19 protein-coding genes are annotated in these 16912 nt (G+C 35.6%); 9 read left to right on the forward strand and 10 right to left on the reverse strand.

Going from position 1 to position 16912, the window contains the following annotated elements; all coding sequences use genetic code 11:
• The first annotated feature begins 20 nt into the window (after positions 1 to 20).
• From JNL75_02885 to JNL75_02905, 5 genes are all read left to right on the forward strand, one after another.
• Entirely contained in the window at positions 21 to 458 is a 438-nt protein-coding gene (locus JNL75_02885; protein ID MBL7788763.1) for a hypothetical protein, read from the forward strand.
• Positions 459 to 515: 57 nt separating this feature from the next.
• Positions 516 to 893: a hypothetical protein gene (locus JNL75_02890; GenBank protein MBL7788764.1), complete on the forward strand. Its 378-nt coding sequence runs from the start codon at positions 516 to 518 to the stop codon at positions 891 to 893.
• A 289-nt stretch (positions 894 to 1182) separates the two neighbouring features.
• The gene (locus JNL75_02895) at positions 1183 to 2022 is read left to right on the forward strand and encodes a tetratricopeptide repeat protein (protein MBL7788765.1); all 840 of its coding nucleotides are present in this window, start codon (positions 1183 to 1185) and stop codon (positions 2020 to 2022) included.
• 73 nt (positions 2023 to 2095) lie between these two features.
• On the forward strand, positions 2096 to 3190 hold the full coding sequence (locus JNL75_02900; protein MBL7788766.1) for a hypothetical protein: 1095 nt from the start codon (positions 2096 to 2098) through the stop codon (positions 3188 to 3190).
• A gap of 58 nt (positions 3191 to 3248) precedes the next feature.
• On the forward strand, positions 3249 to 3839 hold the full coding sequence (locus tag JNL75_02905; protein ID MBL7788767.1) for a hypothetical protein: 591 nt from the start codon (positions 3249 to 3251) through the stop codon (positions 3837 to 3839).
• Between the two features lie 88 nt (positions 3840 to 3927).
• Here JNL75_02905 and JNL75_02910 read toward each other — a convergent pair whose 3' ends face one another.
• Positions 3928 to 5184: a metallophosphoesterase gene (locus JNL75_02910; protein MBL7788768.1), complete on the reverse strand. Its 1257-nt coding sequence runs from the start codon at positions 5182 to 5184 to the stop codon at positions 3928 to 3930.
• A gap of 26 nt (positions 5185 to 5210) precedes the next feature.
• On the opposite strand from JNL75_02910, the gene JNL75_02915 reads away from it, so the two are divergent.
• The 4 genes from JNL75_02915 to rlmN all read left to right on the forward strand — a co-directional run bounded on the left by JNL75_02915 (position 5211) and on the right by rlmN (position 9416).
• Complete coding sequence (locus JNL75_02915) at positions 5211 to 6878, forward strand: M1 family metallopeptidase (GenBank protein ID MBL7788769.1); 1668 nt, start codon at positions 5211 to 5213, stop codon at positions 6876 to 6878.
• Positions 6879 to 6974: 96 nt separating this feature from the next.
• Entirely contained in the window at positions 6975 to 7856 is an 882-nt protein-coding gene (gene accD, locus JNL75_02920; protein ID MBL7788770.1) for an acetyl-CoA carboxylase, carboxyltransferase subunit beta, read from the forward strand.
• Between the two features lie 6 nt (positions 7857 to 7862).
• Positions 7863 to 8321: a thioredoxin family protein gene (locus JNL75_02925; GenBank protein MBL7788771.1), complete on the forward strand. Its 459-nt coding sequence runs from the start codon at positions 7863 to 7865 to the stop codon at positions 8319 to 8321.
• Between the two features lie 42 nt (positions 8322 to 8363).
• Entirely contained in the window at positions 8364 to 9416 is a 1053-nt protein-coding gene (rlmN, locus tag JNL75_02930; GenBank protein MBL7788772.1) for a 23S rRNA (adenine(2503)-C(2))-methyltransferase RlmN, read from the forward strand.
• Between the two features lie 18 nt (positions 9417 to 9434).
• Here rlmN and JNL75_02935 read toward each other — a convergent pair whose 3' ends face one another.
• The 9 genes from JNL75_02935 to JNL75_02975 form a co-directional block, all read right to left on the reverse strand.
• Positions 9435 to 10016: a hypothetical protein gene (locus tag JNL75_02935; protein MBL7788773.1), complete on the reverse strand. Its 582-nt coding sequence runs from the start codon at positions 10014 to 10016 to the stop codon at positions 9435 to 9437.
• A gap of 25 nt (positions 10017 to 10041) precedes the next feature.
• On the reverse strand, positions 10042 to 10518 hold the full coding sequence (locus tag JNL75_02940) for a transcriptional repressor (protein MBL7788774.1): 477 nt from the start codon (positions 10516 to 10518) through the stop codon (positions 10042 to 10044).
• On the reverse strand, positions 10519 to 11667 hold the full coding sequence (locus JNL75_02945) for a T9SS type A sorting domain-containing protein (GenBank protein ID MBL7788775.1): 1149 nt from the start codon (positions 11665 to 11667) through the stop codon (positions 10519 to 10521). It abuts the gene before it with no gap.
• 85 nt (positions 11668 to 11752) lie between these two features.
• Positions 11753 to 12631 (reverse strand): 4-hydroxy-tetrahydrodipicolinate synthase, encoded by an 879-nt coding sequence (locus JNL75_02950; GenBank protein MBL7788776.1) that lies wholly within the window; start codon positions 12629 to 12631, stop codon positions 11753 to 11755.
• Positions 12628 to 13152 (reverse strand): hypothetical protein, encoded by a 525-nt coding sequence (locus JNL75_02955; GenBank protein MBL7788777.1) that lies wholly within the window; start codon positions 13150 to 13152, stop codon positions 12628 to 12630. Before JNL75_02955 ends, JNL75_02950 begins: the two co-directional genes overlap by 4 nt.
• Positions 13153 to 13159: 7 nt before the next feature.
• Positions 13160 to 14140 carry an acetyl-CoA carboxylase carboxyltransferase subunit alpha gene (locus JNL75_02960; protein ID MBL7788778.1) on the reverse strand — a complete coding sequence of 327 codons (981 nt, stop codon included), beginning with the start codon at positions 14138 to 14140 and terminating at the stop codon, positions 13160 to 13162.
• A gap of 88 nt (positions 14141 to 14228) precedes the next feature.
• Complete coding sequence (locus JNL75_02965) at positions 14229 to 15074, reverse strand: hypothetical protein (protein ID MBL7788779.1); 846 nt, start codon at positions 15072 to 15074, stop codon at positions 14229 to 14231.
• Positions 15075 to 15107: 33 nt separating this feature from the next.
• A complete protein-coding gene (locus JNL75_02970) occupies positions 15108 to 16064 on the reverse strand; it encodes an electron transfer flavoprotein subunit alpha/FixB family protein (protein ID MBL7788780.1) in 957 nt (318 codons plus the stop codon).
• Between the two features lie 38 nt (positions 16065 to 16102).
• Entirely contained in the window at positions 16103 to 16849 is a 747-nt protein-coding gene (locus JNL75_02975) for an electron transfer flavoprotein subunit beta/FixA family protein (GenBank protein MBL7788781.1), read from the reverse strand.
• Positions 16850 to 16912: the final 63 nt, after the last annotated feature.

Consider the following 16912-nt stretch of genomic DNA (forward strand, 5'->3'; position numbering starts at 1 on the left):
GGATGTAAAGAAAAAATGAGATGAACCACGAATTAAAAAAAGAACTTGAAGAACTAAAGTCTCCATTAGCCATGATGGAAAAGCAATATTTTGCCCAGGCAAATGAGCTACCAAAGAACTATTTCGAAAGGATGGAAGATAGATTTTTTGAACGTTTAAAACAAGAAGAAGTACCGAGAGAGGCAAAACATATAACTATGTTTAATAACAAGCGATTCTCCTATGCTATAGCAGCTGTTTCGGCTTTTGCTATTCTTAGCCTAGGGATACTGACTGTTATGAAATCTAGTGAACCTCAACTGAGTGAAAACGAAGTCAAGACCTATCTGGAAGAGGAAGGCGACTTCTTAGCCATAGAAATGCCGAGCAAAGTAGAGCAGTTCAACAAACTAAGTGAAAGTGAGATCCAAGACTATCTCTGCGAAGTAGAAGGCATGAGCTGTGGTCATTTGAATTAATCCTTAAAATAAATTAAAAACTATATATCTTTGAATCGATACATAACAAGAATAAACATGAAAAGAATACTTATAGCGTTCGGTTTTATTATTTGCGGGCTTAGTCTATCTGCCCAGAATGACAATGTGGCCAATGTAAGAAGAGATTTTATGACCAAAGAGCTTCAGCTCACCGCTAGTGAAGCTGATGCCTTTTTTCCAGTCTATAACGAATACATTCAGAAGAAAAAAGAAATTAGACGAGCTCTGAGACAAGAAGGTCGTAGCTCTGAAAAATCAGTAGATAAAATGATCGATATAGAGCAGGAACTTATCAATCTTCAACGTGAGTATCTGGAGAAATTCCGAAAAATCCTCCCAGAGAAAAAGGTAGTACAACTTCTCGAAGCCGAGAAAAAATTCAAAACCATGATGGTACAGCAGCTGAGAGACTAGTCTCTGCGCAGTGCCTCTCCCCTTTTATTATATAGCTTTACTGCTGATATTTCGATAAGTATAAACTGAATGTTTACACTTTTTTTTTGCGCATAGCATGATAAAAATATTTTATACTGTGTGGAATTCTGTAATAGTCCTCCCGATAGCTATCGGGACGCTAGGCTCCAATGGACTAAACACAATTCACATGGGTATTTACCACTCTCTATATATAGTACACATAGGAGTATTTATATGTAAGATTGGTATTACAGAATAATTGCTATTTTTGTTCAAATTGAATATAATGAAACATTTAGTCATTCTGCTTTCCATATTAGCTCTAAACGGTTGTGCCCAACCAAATCTAGTTTTTGACAAGCGATTTGTCGAATGCGAAGACAAATGGGTTGCATTCAGTAAAGATGAAGAAGACACCTATACATATGGTTTCATTTATATTGATGCACAAGCTGGATTGACGTTTAACAAAGAAGGTAGATTCAAATATAATAAACTCAATGCTATAGAAGTTGAAAAAATAACAGGATCCAGTATCAAAGCAAGATTGAAACCTAATAACGTAAAGGTTGCTATAATACCATCAACTATATTTAAAGACTTACAAATAGAAGAGTATCCAGATTGGCTAAAATTTTACAAAACGGATACCGGCACTGTCAAAAGGCTCTATAACTGGGGATATATGTATAATGGCTGGGGAGAATGTAAAAAAGCATTGAGCTTTTTGGAGAAAGCTAAAACACTGGAGCCCGAATATAAAGGCCTAAACGTAGAGTTAGCCTATTCATATAATTGCTTAAATCAATATGACAAAGCAGAAAAAGTTTTAGAATTGGATGTCATTAAATATCCACAGGACGCATATATCAATAAAGAATATATCTATACCCTTTCAAAGAATCATCAAATAGACCTCGCTTGTCAGCATTTTTCTAAAACAAAAACAATATTAAAAGATAAACAGTATCATGCGGAGAATTGCTATAATATCATGCAATACTATTATGAAAATAAGGACAAAATAAATTTTATAAAATGGTATAAAGAGCTCGAAAATTGGGAAATCACAAATGAACTGATTAGAACCTATGCAGATAGTATGAAGAAAAATTTAGAAAAGTAAAGTACTGAATTTTGCTCATATCGTCTATTGTTAACGCTTGATAAAACTATCACTAACTATAATACACAATTTAATGGAAAACATTTTTAAAGATTATGAAAAAACAATTAAGAAAAAACATAGTATTGCTTTTACACCTAACTATAAAGAAGAATTTAAAACGACCGTCAATAACACTCTTTTTGTTGCTATTGCAGAAATTGTCGTTGAAAAACTCGGCTGGGATTTAGTTTATAAAGATGATAACAACATTGAAGCAAAGCGCAGCGAAAAAAGCATGGGAATGGAACGCTGGACAGAGGCTATATCAGCAAGTTATAATTTTGGGAATATACTGGTAAAAAGTGAGAGCCTGGGAAGTGAAGTTTGGGATCTTGGCCGAAATTCCAAAAGGGTAAAATTATTTATATATGCATTTGAGAAAACCTTAAAAAGCTTCGATAACGAATCATTAAAAAAACTCGAAAAGGAAAATGAGAAAAAGAAGAACTGGGACGATTATGTTATTCCAGATAAATTACCAAACCCAGTTAAACCTAAAACTCCAAATATAATCATACCAATTATTGGAGGAATCATAGTTTCAATAATTCTTGGCTACATATTAGCTTTTGTTTCATTAAAAGGAATTTATGTTATTTTATTATTTGAGTTTTTAGTTGCATCTATTATTGCATTTATAATGAAATTCTTAATAAAACTTTCAAATTATACCAACTTTGATATCTTACAATATTTACTGGCAGGAATGATCATTCTTATTTATTTTTTAAACCAGTATTTTCAATATGACATCGTTTTGAGTGAAAATAATTTTGATGGATTTTCATTTTTCGAGTTTATAAAATTGAGAATGTCCCAAGGATTGACAATAAAGAATTTGAATACTGGTTGGTTTGGTTTAGTCATTAGCTGGTTAATACAATTAGGATTGACAGGTCTTTTCCTTTATTTAGGAATTGTCAGAGTATTGACACAATATGTTATTGAAAGAGTTCCTGGTGAAGTTATTGATTTTGCTTTTTATCATTTGATGAAAGATAAGACAGAAGAAGAAATTAGAACAGAGCTAGCTAAAAAAGGTTGGTCAGATAGTATCAATCAGGATGAAGTATTCGAAGCGATTGTAGGACTACAGGATGCTACAGAAATAAATAGAATAAAATAACAACAAAGTAGCCAGATCTAAATTAACAGACAATAATTAACATCTTAAAAAATAATCCATGAAAAGAAATACCATTTTATCTATTCTTATAATTGTGATAAATATCTGCTTAGGACAAACGAAGGATGCAAATAATTATATAATTTTTTATGAAGAATCAAATACTGCTATGTATTTCAAAATGGGTAACAGTGCCCATTTGGACTATTACCTTCCTGATAAAGTTAAATTTGGAGAATTTGAGTATTATGCAAAAATTAGACATTATACCTGGGGAAAAATAGATACCACCTACTATAGAGAAGATGATGAAAATTATTATCACTATGATCACAGGATAAATAAAGAATCTATTGTGTTGCCAAAAAAAGTTACCTTGGGTCAAAAATGGCTAGAAGCAGATAGCAGTTGGTGCTACGAGATTATAGGAATTGATAAGCAACTTCAAACCCCAGCAAGGAACTATGAAGACTTAATTGTAATTGAATGTATTCAACTGACAGGAAGAGATAAATTAAAGAGTAAGGAATACCATTTGCACTATGCCAATGGAATAGGACTAATTGGAAGTGAAACTAATGGGAAATTAACCAGCTATTTAGCTGAGGTAAAAAAGAGCGCGAAAGAAGGAGAAAAAATAGGGAAGTAAAAATCAGAAATCAATGATTCGCGAATTAGTCTCTATACTGATCAAAGAGATGAGAAACTCATTTATCTCGGAAGTATGACTTTTAAATTCACGAACGACTTATAGAATCTACACTCACCAGCGTCAGCTCCGTAATCTCTGGTCGGATACCTACCCTACCAGGATAACCGATATAGCCAAAGCCACGGTTGACATAAATATGCTGATCGGCTTCAGAATACAGCCCAGCCCATTGTTTATAGAACCATTGTACAGGTGAGAATCGAAACCATTTATTTTCTACCCCAAACTGCATACCATGGGTATGTCCGCTAAGGGTGAGTTGAATATCCTGATATTGCGCTCTCACTTGCGCATCCCAGTGGCTAGGATCATGAGAAAGAAGTATTTTAGTACCGATATTTTCTACCCCTTGATACGCTTTTTTCAAGTCACCCTGACGGGTAAAATGCATCTTGGCTCCCCAGTTCTCTACGCCTATCAAAGCTAGTTTTTCACCTTTGATATCGAGTATTCGGTTTTCATTGCACAGCAAATCCCAATTCGTTTGCTTATGGTAATCTTTTAAGGTTTGGAAATTTTCTTCTTTAAATGCAGGTGTTTCCCATGGAATATAGTCGCCATAGTCATGATTGCCTAGGATAGAAAACTGTCCGTATTTGGCTTTAATTTGCTGAAATACTTCTATAAAAGGTTCGTATTCGGAGGCTTTATTATTCACCAAATCTCCAGTGAAGAAAAATAAATCGGGCTTCAAAGAATTGATAAGGTCCACTGCATTTTTTAGTGGTGTCTTATCTGAAAAACTACCTGCATGAATATCGGACAACTGAACAATTTTAAGACCTTCTAGTGCAGATGGCAAATTTTTGATAGGTACTCGAATCTTCCATATTTGGTAATCATGGGCTGTTTTAACCATACCGTGAATAAATGCCAGAAAGGGTAAGCCTGCTACGCCTAGAAAAACGGAATCTAGAAATTGTCTGCGACTGGTATGTAATTCTTTACTCGGCTTGACTATGGTATTATAAAGAAAACTCAAAAAACGAGTTCCGTCTTCTATTAGAAGAAATAGAACTAAAATCAGCTTGGAAACAAATATTCCCATGAAAATACCTGTCATAAAGCGAGTCACTGGCGTGCTATGTTCTCTGAAATTAAATATCAACGCAAGAATAAAATAAATAATCACAAAGGCTGTCAAGCCAAAATAAATGAAGTAAGCCAGATTTTTAGTTTTCTCCGAAGAGTTTTGAAAGGCTGCCCGCACAGCACTATAACCATAATAGTCTATGACTAGAGTGATAGCTAATATTATCCAAGGGATTAAACTTCTAGTCATTATTTTTGAGAAATATAAAATCTGTTATGAGTCAATATCCGATAAGAACATTCATCCTATTGCTTTGGTTTCAAATTTTACCATTATTAGCATTCTGCCAGCTGCTCAAAGAAAAGAAGGAATACACGCGATATGATAGTTTACTAGGAACTATCACTCCTAGTCGTGCATATGACGTGACTCATTATAAGCTCAGCCTGGATATCGATCTAGAAAAGAAAAAGATTTCGGGTAGTTCACGCATGGAGTTTATCAGCCAAGATAAAATGGATAGTCTGCAAATAGATCTCTTCGATAATTATGAAGTACAGGAAATAACAATAGAAGGCATAGCTTGCAAATACCGAAGAGATAAGAATCACCTATATATAGCTACTAAAAATATAATCAAAGAAAGCAACAGTTATACACTCAGCATCAAGTACCATGGCATTCCACCTGAGGCTAAAAGAGCGCCATGGGATGGAGGATTTGTATGGAAAAAAGATAGTTTGAATAGACACTGGGTAGGTGTAGCCTGCCAAGGATTGGGTGCTTCTAGTTGGTGGCCATGCAAAGACCATTGGTCTGATGAACCAGACAGAGGTATAGAAATAAGTCTCACAGTACCAGATTCATACAAAGCAGTCTCTAATGGAAAGCTTATTTCACAACAAAAACTACCCAATGGTAAGTCCGAATGGAAATGGAAAGTGACTCAGCCCATAAATCTCTATGATGTGACCCTAAATATAGCACACTATAAAAGCATTAATCAGGTCTACACTTCAAAAGTCCATGGCAAAAATTTGAATATGGCATTTTGGGTTTTGGACTACAATCTGGAAAAAGCAAAAAAGCACTTCCAGCAGGTTATTCCTATGTTAGACTGCTACGAAGCAAAATTAGGACCTTATCCGTTTTATGAAGACGGCTATCAATTAGTAGAGACGTCTTACCTCGGCATGGAGCACCAGAGTTGTGTAGCCTATGGCAATAAGTATTTCAGCGGTTATCTTGGCAATAAAAATTATACGGGAGGTCACGATTTTGACTATATCATTATTCATGAAACCGGACATGAATGGTTTGGCAATAACATCACTGCAGCGGATAATGCTGATATGTGGATACACGAAGCTCTCACTACATACGCAGAGAGTATATATGCGGAATGCGCCTATGGACCCGGTTCTGGGGACGCCTATATGAACAATATGAAAAGACGCGTCAAAAATCTAAAGCCTATTCAGGGTGACTATGGAGTGGCCAAAGAAGGAGATGGTGACATGTATGCTAAAGGTGCTCTCTTCTTCCACACCCTCAAATATCAGATCAATAATGAGCAAGTGTGGAATTTTATATTGAAAGATATTGGCAAGACCTTTGGGAAACGCACCACAAATTATCAAGATATCGTACAATATTTTAATAAGATAACGAAACGTCAACTGGACCCACTCTTTAGTGCCTATCTTCAATATGCCGATATCCCTCAAGTAAAAAAAGAAGAAATCAAAGCAACAGGAATCAAAACTATAACCTTGACACTGAGTCATGAACGAAAAGATCTCAGTCTGCGAATATATTATAAAGTAGATGGCAAAGAAAGTCAGGTTTTATTGGAAAATTCCAAACCATTTACTTTGAAAATGCCTTTAAATACTAATTTTGAATTAAATGAAGATAAAGTCTATTTTAAGTTTAAAGATTAGAAGCAATTTAGATACAATTGATTCTTTTTCTTACACTTAGGATGCGTAATAAATATAAAAAAAAACATGTACATTTGCATCTATAAAACGTGAGATATGGAATTTGAATATCAAGAAAATACGGAAAAGACAAAATGGTGGCAGCGCCTCAAGAAAAATATCAATACAGAGACGACCGATAAGCTAGAGACTCCCGATGGTGTATGGTATAGTTGTAAAAAGTGTCGTGCGACCATTCCATTCAAAGACTATGAAAATAATCTCTGGTGCTGCACGAAATGTCAAGCAACTGGTCGAATTGGTTCTGAAGAATATTTCTCTATTTTCTTTGATGATAATCAAGTAGAGGTTTTATTTGAAAATATTGTAGCGTCCGATAAGCTAGAATTTGTCGATGAAAAACCTTATCCTGTGAGATTAAAGTCAGCTATAAAAAATACTGGTCTGACCGAAGCAATACGTGTAGGTATAGGTAAAATCGATAGCATCAGTACCGTCATAGCCTGTATGGATTTTGCCTTTATCGGTGGCTCTATGGGTTCGGTCGTCGGTGAGCGAATAGCTAAGGGAATAGATAAGGCTATTGAAACGAAATCAGCTTTTATGATTATTTCTAAATCAGGTGGCGCACGTATGATGGAGAGTGCCTTTTCGCTTATGCAAATGGCTAAAACCTCCGCAAAATTGACTCAATTGGCTGCGGCTAAGCTGCCATATATTTCATTTATGACCGACCCTACTACAGGTGGTGTTTCTGCTAGCTATGCCATGTTAGGCGATATCAATATTGCTGAACCTGGAGCCTTGATAGGATTCGCAGGACCACGAGTCGTAAAAGAAACGATTAAAAAAGAGCTTCCCAAAGGATTTCAAATGTCAGAATCTTTGCTGGAAAATGGTTTTTTAGATTTCATATCTGAGCGAAAAGATTTGAAGGACAAGGTAGCTAAATCGCTCAAATTCTTCATGCATAAATAAAAGGAATTGAAAAAATTGCTTTTCATAATTGCCCTGCTTATCGGTCTAGGGTATTTGGGTTATTATTACTACTATATTCCATATTTCGACAACAATCAAATGGGAATTACAGATATGCAAGGGCAACGAGTGAAATTTCCTCAAGACCAGCCCTATATCCTTTGTTATATTCAAACCTGGTGCAAAGACTGTGTAGCAGAGACTCCTTGCCTTATGGATTTTAGCAAAAAACAAAATATTCCTATCTATTTTGTAACGGACGAAGACACCATTTTACTCAAAAAATATCGCTCTAAATTCGACTATGAATTACCCATTTATCTCACGAAAACGAGATTAAAAGAAAAGGGGATACTTCTATTTCCGACTGCCTTTTTTTATGGGAAAAGTAATGAACTACTCTATAATAAAATGGAGAGAATCGATAGTTTGGAATTGGCTAATTATTTAGGGAAATTAAAATAGGTAGTGGTCAGAGAACTGTGGATAGTTGAAAGTGAATAATAAATGAAGAATATACGAACCCTCGATAAGACTGAACTCACAACTGCGCTCGAAGCCATGGGAGAGAAAGGGTTTCGTGCCAAGCAAATCTATCAATGGCTGTGGAAGTCACGTGTATTAGACTTTGCACACATGAAAAACATAGGGAAGGAATTGCAAGCAAAACTTAAAGAAAATTTCTTCGCTCCAGAAACTAAAGTAAGCCATTTTCAGCAGAGCCAAGACGGTACAATCAAAGTAGGTTTTGAAACCTATGATAAGGAGACGATTGAGGGTGTCATTATTCCTTCTGAGGAAAGAATCACGGCTTGTATTTCATCTCAGGTAGGTTGCAGTCTGAGTTGTACCTTCTGTGCTACAGGTTTTCTGCCTCGCAAGCGAAATTTGTTTGCTTTTGAGATTTATGATCAGGTTTATCTATTAAATGAACTTGCACTCAAATATTACAGCAAACCTTTGACTAATATCGTCTATATGGGCATGGGAGAGCCTCTCCTAAATTACGATGAAGTGGTTAAGAGTTTTCATGTATTGAATAGCGAAGAAGAAGGACTGGGCATAGGTGCTAAGCGAATCACCATCTCTACTTCAGGCATAGTGCGTAATATTAAAAGACTAGCCGATGAGGGATTGAAAATAAATCTAGCACTCTCACTCCATGCCGCTACGAATGAAAAACGAACGGCTATCATGGATATCAATAAGAGTAATCCATTGGAAGAGTTAATGAAAATACTCACTTATTTCTATGAGAAGACACACAATAAAATCACCTATGAATATATCTTGCTAGGACAATATAATGATAGTGAAGAAGACGCTCATAATCTAGCTAAACTCTGCAAAGATTTCCCCGTCTATGTCAATCTGATAGAATATAATCTCGTAGCTGAAACGCCTTATATCAAGTCGAAAAAGGAGCGTAGAGATAAATTCTTGCAAACCCTTCGCAACCAAGGAGTACAGTCCAAGGTGCGCAAAAGCCGCGGCAAAGATATTGACGCGGCGTGTGGACAGTTAGCGAATAAGATTGTGAAAATGGATATTAATTTATAAGAGTTCTGAGTAATTTTCTTATAGCTCTTTCAATAAATTAATCAATTTGCTAAAAGTTTCTTCATCTAATGCCATTGGAAATTTTAGGAACAAATCAAATTCATTAACTTCTAATATTAAGTCTTTGTATGGTAACATATTGGTTACCCTATTAGAATTTAGAAAATTGTATAACGCCATTTCATTGTTGGAATGGATATAAAACTGCTTAGAGAATTTTGGATTTTCTTTGAATTTGAGTTCCGTTGGATTGAAAAAATCATTGATACTATCTTCAAATGTTTGGGGTCTAATAAAAATTCTTGCAAAATTTGTTGTTAGTTTTTTAAATCCCACTAAGTGAAGCCCGTTTCCTATGCTGTTCCTTCTTCCTGTATTGATATTGCTTTGCAAATAACTTAGTAATATGTATGCGTCTTTAGTTTGATTTACTTGAAATACACATTCAATATAGTTTAGGTTATAACCATCAAATATTACTAAATTTTGAGTCTCATCATAAAGTAAATTTTCTTGACTTTCTAATAAATTTATTTCTGTGACTTTTTCAGTATAGTTGTTACGGATTTTTGTCAATATTTCTAATTCTTCCTCTGACATAAACCACAGTTTTGAAATAAAACAGTTATACTTTTCTTTTACCCTTGCACCCCTTATCCCCACATACGCCATAGAGGTATAGCTGATGGGAATTGATTTCTACATTTAAAACTTCTTCGAGTGATTTCTTGATTTGATAGAGACGTGGGTCACAGAATTCTATGATTTTCTTGCACTCTTGACAGATAAAATGGTCATGTTGCTTGAATCCATATGCCTTCTCATAGATAGAAGTATTGTTATTGAGATAATGTCTGGTGATAATGCCACACTCTAAAAACAACTCTAGAGAGTTATAGACCGTAGCCTTACTGACATTAAACTGATTTTTATCTACTGCATGAAATAAATCTTCTGCCCCAAAATGATCATTTCGGTCATAAATGAGTTTCAAGAGATAATTTCGCTCAGGAGTACGTCGAAGTTTCTTTAGAACAATATAGTCTTCTAATATCTTAGAAGCCTTGTCAAATAATTCTTGAATATTCTTATTGGAAGACACCTATTGCGTAGCGATTTTCTTGGACACAACTTCCGACTCTGTCATGACATGGACTATTCCTATACCAGTCCAATGAGACAAGGATAGATAGGAATCATTTAGAGTCACATTCTTTTCTTGCAGTTTCTTGCCTTCCATTGAATACACGGATACTCTTGCTATTTGTCCAGGATTCAAATTTCTAACTTCTATTCTACCATTTACTAGATCAAAGTCTAGGTTTGAGGTATTAGACGACCGAATCTGATTCGTGATAACTCCATTCTTTGTTCTATATCGGTAGCTGACAGTCTGGTATTTTCCAGTAGAATCTACAGTCGCATTGACTATTTCTTGCCGAAAATTTGGCGAATAGAAGGTGTGGGTGGTAATATTGAGTGCATTTATTGGCAACTGTCCTCCCAAAAATGGAGTTAAGTCTTGGCTAATTGGTAATTCAAAAGCTCCCAATTTAGCCTTGGCATAAAGCATAATTTTAGGTGTACCACTTATAATCCTTACAATTTTTATCACATCAATATTATTATCGACAGGTGTTTTAATTTTACCGCTACCTTCTGCTTTGAGATTCAGGTTAAGTTTTATTTCTACTCCTATTGAATCTACTATTAACTGAGATCCAGGAGGTAGACCTGGCAGCATACCTTGGAGCATAGAATCAATATTGAAGCCTTGAAATAAGGTTTTGGGAATTGTAATTTTGACTTCATCGCTACTTGTCACATTCGTGGTATTTGTCATCGGGAAACTAGAATACTTCATTGTGCCTTTAAGGTTCATAGGTCCTATACCAGGTATAGGCATTTGTTGTTGAAGTTGCCCGATAGATATCAAAAATAAATCATTGCCACTCTTTTTGAAAAAAACGGTAGCTTGGTCATTATCATCTTCTGTCAATTTCAGGTTAGAGTTAGGATACTCGACTGTCTTATCATTAGCGACATAGCGTATAACCGTCGTATCATTCTGTGTCAAGTCTGAAAAATCATATACCCCTCCAATAATAGGCTTAGGAGTATAAAGTTGATTATGGACACCATAGGTAAACACATCGCCTATGGTAGGTATATGGGTGGCAGGAATCGTGATTTGTGCATTGAAATCAATAGAAATACAAACCGATACAATATAAATTATTAATCTTTTCACAGGAAAAATTTAAGAATTACTATCTACAAAGATAAGAAATTAATGGAAAAAATTCTAACTAAAGAATATAAGAGAACTTTGACAACTAAATCTGTATAAGTTGTTTCTTAATTTTCTCTCTAAGCGATTCAGAGGCATTTACCAGTGGCAAACGAACGGCATCTGAGGTGATATTCTGTAGGCTAAGAGCGGATTTAATTCCAACTGGGTTGCCTTCTTCGAATATAGAATCTATAATTTCAGATAGTTTAAACTGAATAGCTGTAGCCTCTTTAAACTCACCATTTAATCCATGATTGATCATAGTTGAAAATTCTTTCGGCAATAAATTCGCTATTACCGATATACAACCGTCCATTCCAAATGATAGCTGTGGGACTACTAAATTATCATCACCGCTTAAAACGATAAAATCTTTCGGCTTGTTCTTGACTAATTTCATGCACTGGTCTATGTTGCCACTAGCTTCCTTGACTGCTACAATTTTATCAACCTCTCTAGCCAATTTCAAGGTAGTTTCTGGTAACATATTAGAAGAAGTACGACCCGGAACGTTATAGAGTACGATAGGCAATGGTGAAGCCTTGGCAATAGCTTTATAATGCTGATAAATTCCTTCTTGAGTTGGCTTATTATAATATGGGCTAGCACTCAGTATAAAGCGATATCCGGTCAGATCTGAATTATTCATTTCATCAATAACCTGCTGCGTATTATTACCTCCAAAACCTGCGATAAGATTTACCTTATCTGCCGCAATTTCTGCTACAAATCGAAGTATTTCCGCTTTTTCATCTTTCGTCAGTGTAGGTGTCTCTCCAGTTGTACCTAATACAATTAAGGAGTTCACTCCACCTTTGATACAGTGATTAACAAGTTTTTTTAACGCCTGATAATCTACTGCATTCTCTTTATCAAAAGGAGTTACTAATGCTACTCCTGTACCTCTTAATTGACTGCTCATCGCGTTCTTATTGAAATTATAAAATCCATTAATACCTTGACTATATCTTTCCTACCTTTTACCTTGGAAGTTCCTAATATAATATCAAAAAGTATTGGTTCTTGATTGTAGTTGACCCCAAGTCTCAATTTTGATTTTGAGGCTGCAAATATAACATTAAGCGGAGAGTTTAAATCATTAAAAAAACCCAAAAGTAGGTCGAAATCTTTTGCAGCAAAGTCAAATAATTGTTGCTTAGTAGGATATCCATACCAATTCAAATCTTTTCTACTAAACAAAAAAGGTTCATACTTCTTTTCATCAGAATTGATGAATCCAAAAACTGAGATCGTTTTCCCTTCTTGTTTCAATTTGTTTTCAAGATCTCTAACCGTAGTAATCATTTCATAATCTGAAGCATCATAGGCTATACCTATCGTTTTCATGTTAGAAAAATCCTGAAGTAAGAGATTTTTTCTGACATGTAAGCAATCTTCTTTTAATCGCTTAAAGAAGAAGTAATTTTTAATATCTTGTAACATGAATTCTTTAACCCGCCTCCACAGCACTGCTCATAGCGCTATACTTTTCTATTCTAGTATTGATGCGTTGCTCTGAAGTTAGTTTAGTTAATTCTGCTAGATTTTCGATGATATGATTTTTCAATCTTACCGCCATCTCGCTAGGATTATAATGCGCACCACCAGCAGGTTCAGGTACTATACCATCGATCAATTTATTTTTCAAATTATCTGCAGGAGTAAGTTTGAGAGCTTCTGCGGCTCTTTCTTTGTGTTCCCAGCTTCTCCATAAAATACTGGAACAAGATTCAGGTGAAATCACGGTAAACCATGTATTCTCCAGCATAAATACTTTATCTCCTACACCAATACCCAGAGCACCTCCCGATGCGCCTTCACCTATGATATAACATAAAATAGGAACTTGCAACTGCGCCATTTCAAATAGATTTCGGGCGATAGCCTCAGCCTGTCCTCTATCTTCTGCCTCAATACCAGGAAACGCACCTGGAGTATCTATTAAAGTTACAACAGGAATGTTAAATTTCTCCGCCATTTTCATTGCTCGGAGAGCCTTGCGATAGCCCTCTGGATAAGGCATGCCGAAATTTCTATACTGTCGCATTTTGGTATTCACTCCCTTCTGGTGCCCTATAAGCATAACCGATTGTCCATTGATTTGAGTCATTCTGCAAACGATGGCTTTATCATCTTTTACATTTCTATCTCCATGAATTTCTATACCATAATCTGCTATGTTGTCCATATAATAAAGAGCATAGGGACGATTCGGATGCCGAGAAAGCTGAACCTTCTGCCATGTGGTCAATCCTTGAGTTACTCTTAACTTTTCTGCTTCCAGATTTTCTTTGAGCAGATTTATCTTATCACTGAGGTCAATATTGGACTTCTTCTCCATCGCCTGCATTTCTTCTATCTGCTCTTGAATTTTCTGAATAGGAGCTTCAAAATCTAGATACTGAATTGGCAAACTTTCATTACTCGTCATAATCTTAATAATTTATTAATGGCAAATGTATGTTAAAAGTAAATAAATTGGCTTATACAATAGAAATTTTTAGGGTATTATGTCATATTTATTTAATATTCAATAATTCATATTGAATGCCAGTTAATTTAGCTACAGCTCCTACTGATGGCATATTGTAGAAGTTCTTCCTAACCCATTCATAATGATTGCTTGATTTATCTAATAAGTCAAGTGAGGCTTTATGATTTCTCTGAACCTGTTGTAGTAAACTAAACATCTTTTGCCCAGTATTATCTTTCATAAATAATCTGGTGACGGCATCCATATTGTCCTTGCGATAATCTATTTGATTATCGCTTGACATTCTAGTGCCAGACTTTTCTATAATTTCTGATTTAATGTTTTCTATATATTGATATGCATCTTGTATGTCATGGCTGTACAATGATAAATCCTGTTTTTGATTTTTCGTTAATAAAATCTTATTGAGATAGTCGAAACTTCCTATAACATCACTAGTTGGTTTATATGCCATAACAACCACAAGAAAGCAAAATAGAAGTATCCCAAAGAACCCATAATAGCTTTCTTTAAAATTGTTATTAGATTTTTTAGCCTGATAAATGGCGTAAAACAAAAGTGAAGGAAAAATAAGTGACGCGATACCTACGATACACATTTCACTAGCTCCAGGCCAATGCATAATCTTAAATAAAACTCCTAGTATAGACACACAAGTAGAAAAAATTAAACTAAAGTAGGCAAACTTTCCAAAAAAATTGGGCGTATCCTTTATTCGAACTATGAAATAGAATGGAATAATAAAAATAACGGTCCCTAAGCCTGCTATGACCATTTCATTTGCTCCTGGCCAGTGCATAATTTTAAACAATGTGCCAAACAAGACCATGACCATTGTCATATAAGAAGCTAAGGGCAAAAATCTACGCATAAGAAATAATAAAAAATTAAAATTGGTATTTGACTACCCCTTCAACTTCCTCAATGCCTCATTCAATTTTGGCATTACTTCAAAGGCATCACCCACGATACCATAGTCTGCAGCCTTAAAGAAAGGAGCTTCTGGGTCGGTGTTGATAACCACAATTGTTTTTGAACTGGATACACCTGCTAAATGCTGTATCGCACCTGAGATACCTACTGCGATATAAAGATTCGGTGAAATAGCCAGACCTGTTTGACCTACATGCTCGTGGTGAGGACGCCAGTGAACATCTGCTACCGCACGACTGCATGCTGTGGCTGCACCCAAGATTTTAGCACAATCTTCTATCATACCCCAGTTTTCAGGCCCTTTCAAGCCTCTACCTGCAGATACTACAAGCTCAGCTTCACTTAAAGGTATGTCTCCTGACACAAGCTCGCTCTTAATATATTTCGTAGAGAAATCAGAGTCCGATACAGCGGTCGCAGAAGCTATCACTTCGCAGTTTGTTGGATTTTTCTCAGCTGGGATAGAATTAGAAGCTAGAGATACTATTTTCTTTTCGGTATGTATTTTATAATTCGCTACTGCCTTGCCCGAAAACACATTTTTACTAATTACAAAACCATCGGAAGTTTCAGCCAAGGCATTCGCACCATTGACGAGACCAGCTTGTAATCTTACTGAAAGTCGAGGAGCCAAAGCCTTGCCATTTTGATTAAAAGGAAGCACCAATATACTACCACCATTGGCATTGAATATTTCTCCTATCGCTTTTGCAAAGGCTTTGCTGTCAAAATGATTGAATTTCGAATCAGTAACTTGAAATAATTTGGCGACACCATATTCTCCTACTACACTACTATCACAGGCAGTGAGACAAATTGCCCCAACGGTGCTATTCATTTTATCTGCCAATTTTCTTCCATAGGTCAATACTTCCAATGAAGATTTCTTGATTTGACCATTGACTGCTTCTATATATACTATAACCATAACTTAATTTTGAATAATGAATTCTTAAATTTTAACATCTATATGACCTTTGCTTCCTCATGGAGTGCTTTCACCAAGGCATCTACCTCATCTACCGAAAATAATTTCACCGCAGATTTTGGTTTTGGTTCTTCAAATCTTTGCACAGATACTAAGGTATCACCAGCTTGTGCAGGGATTTTTGCCAAAGGCTTGGTCTTGGACGTCATGATACCTTTCATATTGGGCAATCGTTGCTCAGCTAAACCTTTTTGAGCTGAAATTACAAATGGTGTTGATACCTCTACTACCTCTTCGCCACCTTCTACTTCTCTATTGAGTGTAGCGGTATTGCCATTCATATCCCACTTCGATACTTGCGATACAAAGGCACAATCCATAAATTCTGCTATCATGCCTCCCACTGAAAAACTATTGTAATCGATGGTTTCCTTTCCAGTTACTACGATTTCATAACCATTCGACTTTGCATAATTTGCTATTTCTTTAGCTACATAATAAGGCTCTAAATCTTCTGCAGATTCTATCAATACAGCATCATCAGCGCCTATAGCTAATGCCTTCCTTAAATATTGGTCATTATCAGCTGCTCCCACATTGATAACGGTTACTTTTCCGCTACCTGCTGCTTCTTTTAGCTCGAGTGCACGCACAAGAGCATACCATTCATCAGTAGGATTGAGTATATAGGTGACTCCATCGCCAGCAAACTTGGTGTTGTTGTCTTTGAATGCTATCTTAGCCGTGGTGTCCGGCACTTTGCTTACGCATACTAAAAAGTTCATTTTAATTATTAATTTTGAATTTTAAATTTTGAATATTTCGATTTTACTTTATTAATATTAAGA

The organism is Chitinophagales bacterium (assembly GCA_016787225.1).
GTDB lineage: Bacteria > Bacteroidota > Bacteroidia > Chitinophagales > JADJOU01 > CHPMRC01.

Bases quoted from the DNA above. Each gene is read 5' to 3' on its own strand.
- JNL75_02955 (MBL7788777.1), bottom strand. From the start codon at position 13,152: ATGTTACAAGATATTAAAAATTACTTCTTCTTTAAGCGATTAAAAGAA.
- JNL75_02900 (MBL7788766.1), top strand. From the start codon at position 2,096: ATGGAAAACATTTTTAAAGATTATGAAAAAACAATTAAGAAAAAACAT.
- JNL75_02975 (MBL7788781.1), bottom strand. From the start codon at position 16,849: ATGAACTTTTTAGTATGCGTAAGCAAAGTGCCGGACACCACGGCTAAG.
- JNL75_02970 (MBL7788780.1), bottom strand. From the start codon at position 16,064: ATGGTTATAGTATATATAGAAGCAGTCAATGGTCAAATCAAGAAATCT.
- JNL75_02915 (MBL7788769.1), top strand. From the start codon at position 5,211: ATGAGTCAATATCCGATAAGAACATTCATCCTATTGCTTTGGTTTCAA.
- JNL75_02965 (MBL7788779.1), bottom strand. From the start codon at position 15,074: ATGCGTAGATTTTTGCCCTTAGCTTCTTATATGACAATGGTCATGGTC.
- JNL75_02890 (MBL7788764.1), top strand. From the start codon at position 516: ATGAAAAGAATACTTATAGCGTTCGGTTTTATTATTTGCGGGCTTAGT.
- accD (MBL7788770.1), top strand. From the start codon at position 6,975: ATGGAATTTGAATATCAAGAAAATACGGAAAAGACAAAATGGTGGCAG.
- JNL75_02905 (MBL7788767.1), top strand. From the start codon at position 3,249: ATGAAAAGAAATACCATTTTATCTATTCTTATAATTGTGATAAATATC.
- JNL75_02960 (MBL7788778.1), bottom strand. From the start codon at position 14,140: ATGACGAGTAATGAAAGTTTGCCAATTCAGTATCTAGATTTTGAAGCT.
- JNL75_02950 (MBL7788776.1), bottom strand. From the start codon at position 12,631: ATGAGCAGTCAATTAAGAGGTACAGGAGTAGCATTAGTAACTCCTTTT.
- rlmN (MBL7788772.1), top strand. From the start codon at position 8,364: ATGAAGAATATACGAACCCTCGATAAGACTGAACTCACAACTGCGCTC.
- JNL75_02885 (MBL7788763.1), top strand. From the start codon at position 21: ATGAACCACGAATTAAAAAAAGAACTTGAAGAACTAAAGTCTCCATTA.
- JNL75_02910 (MBL7788768.1), bottom strand. From the start codon at position 5,184: ATGACTAGAAGTTTAATCCCTTGGATAATATTAGCTATCACTCTAGTC.
- JNL75_02895 (MBL7788765.1), top strand. From the start codon at position 1,183: ATGAAACATTTAGTCATTCTGCTTTCCATATTAGCTCTAAACGGTTGT.
- JNL75_02935 (MBL7788773.1), bottom strand. From the start codon at position 10,016: ATGTCAGAGGAAGAATTAGAAATATTGACAAAAATCCGTAACAACTAT.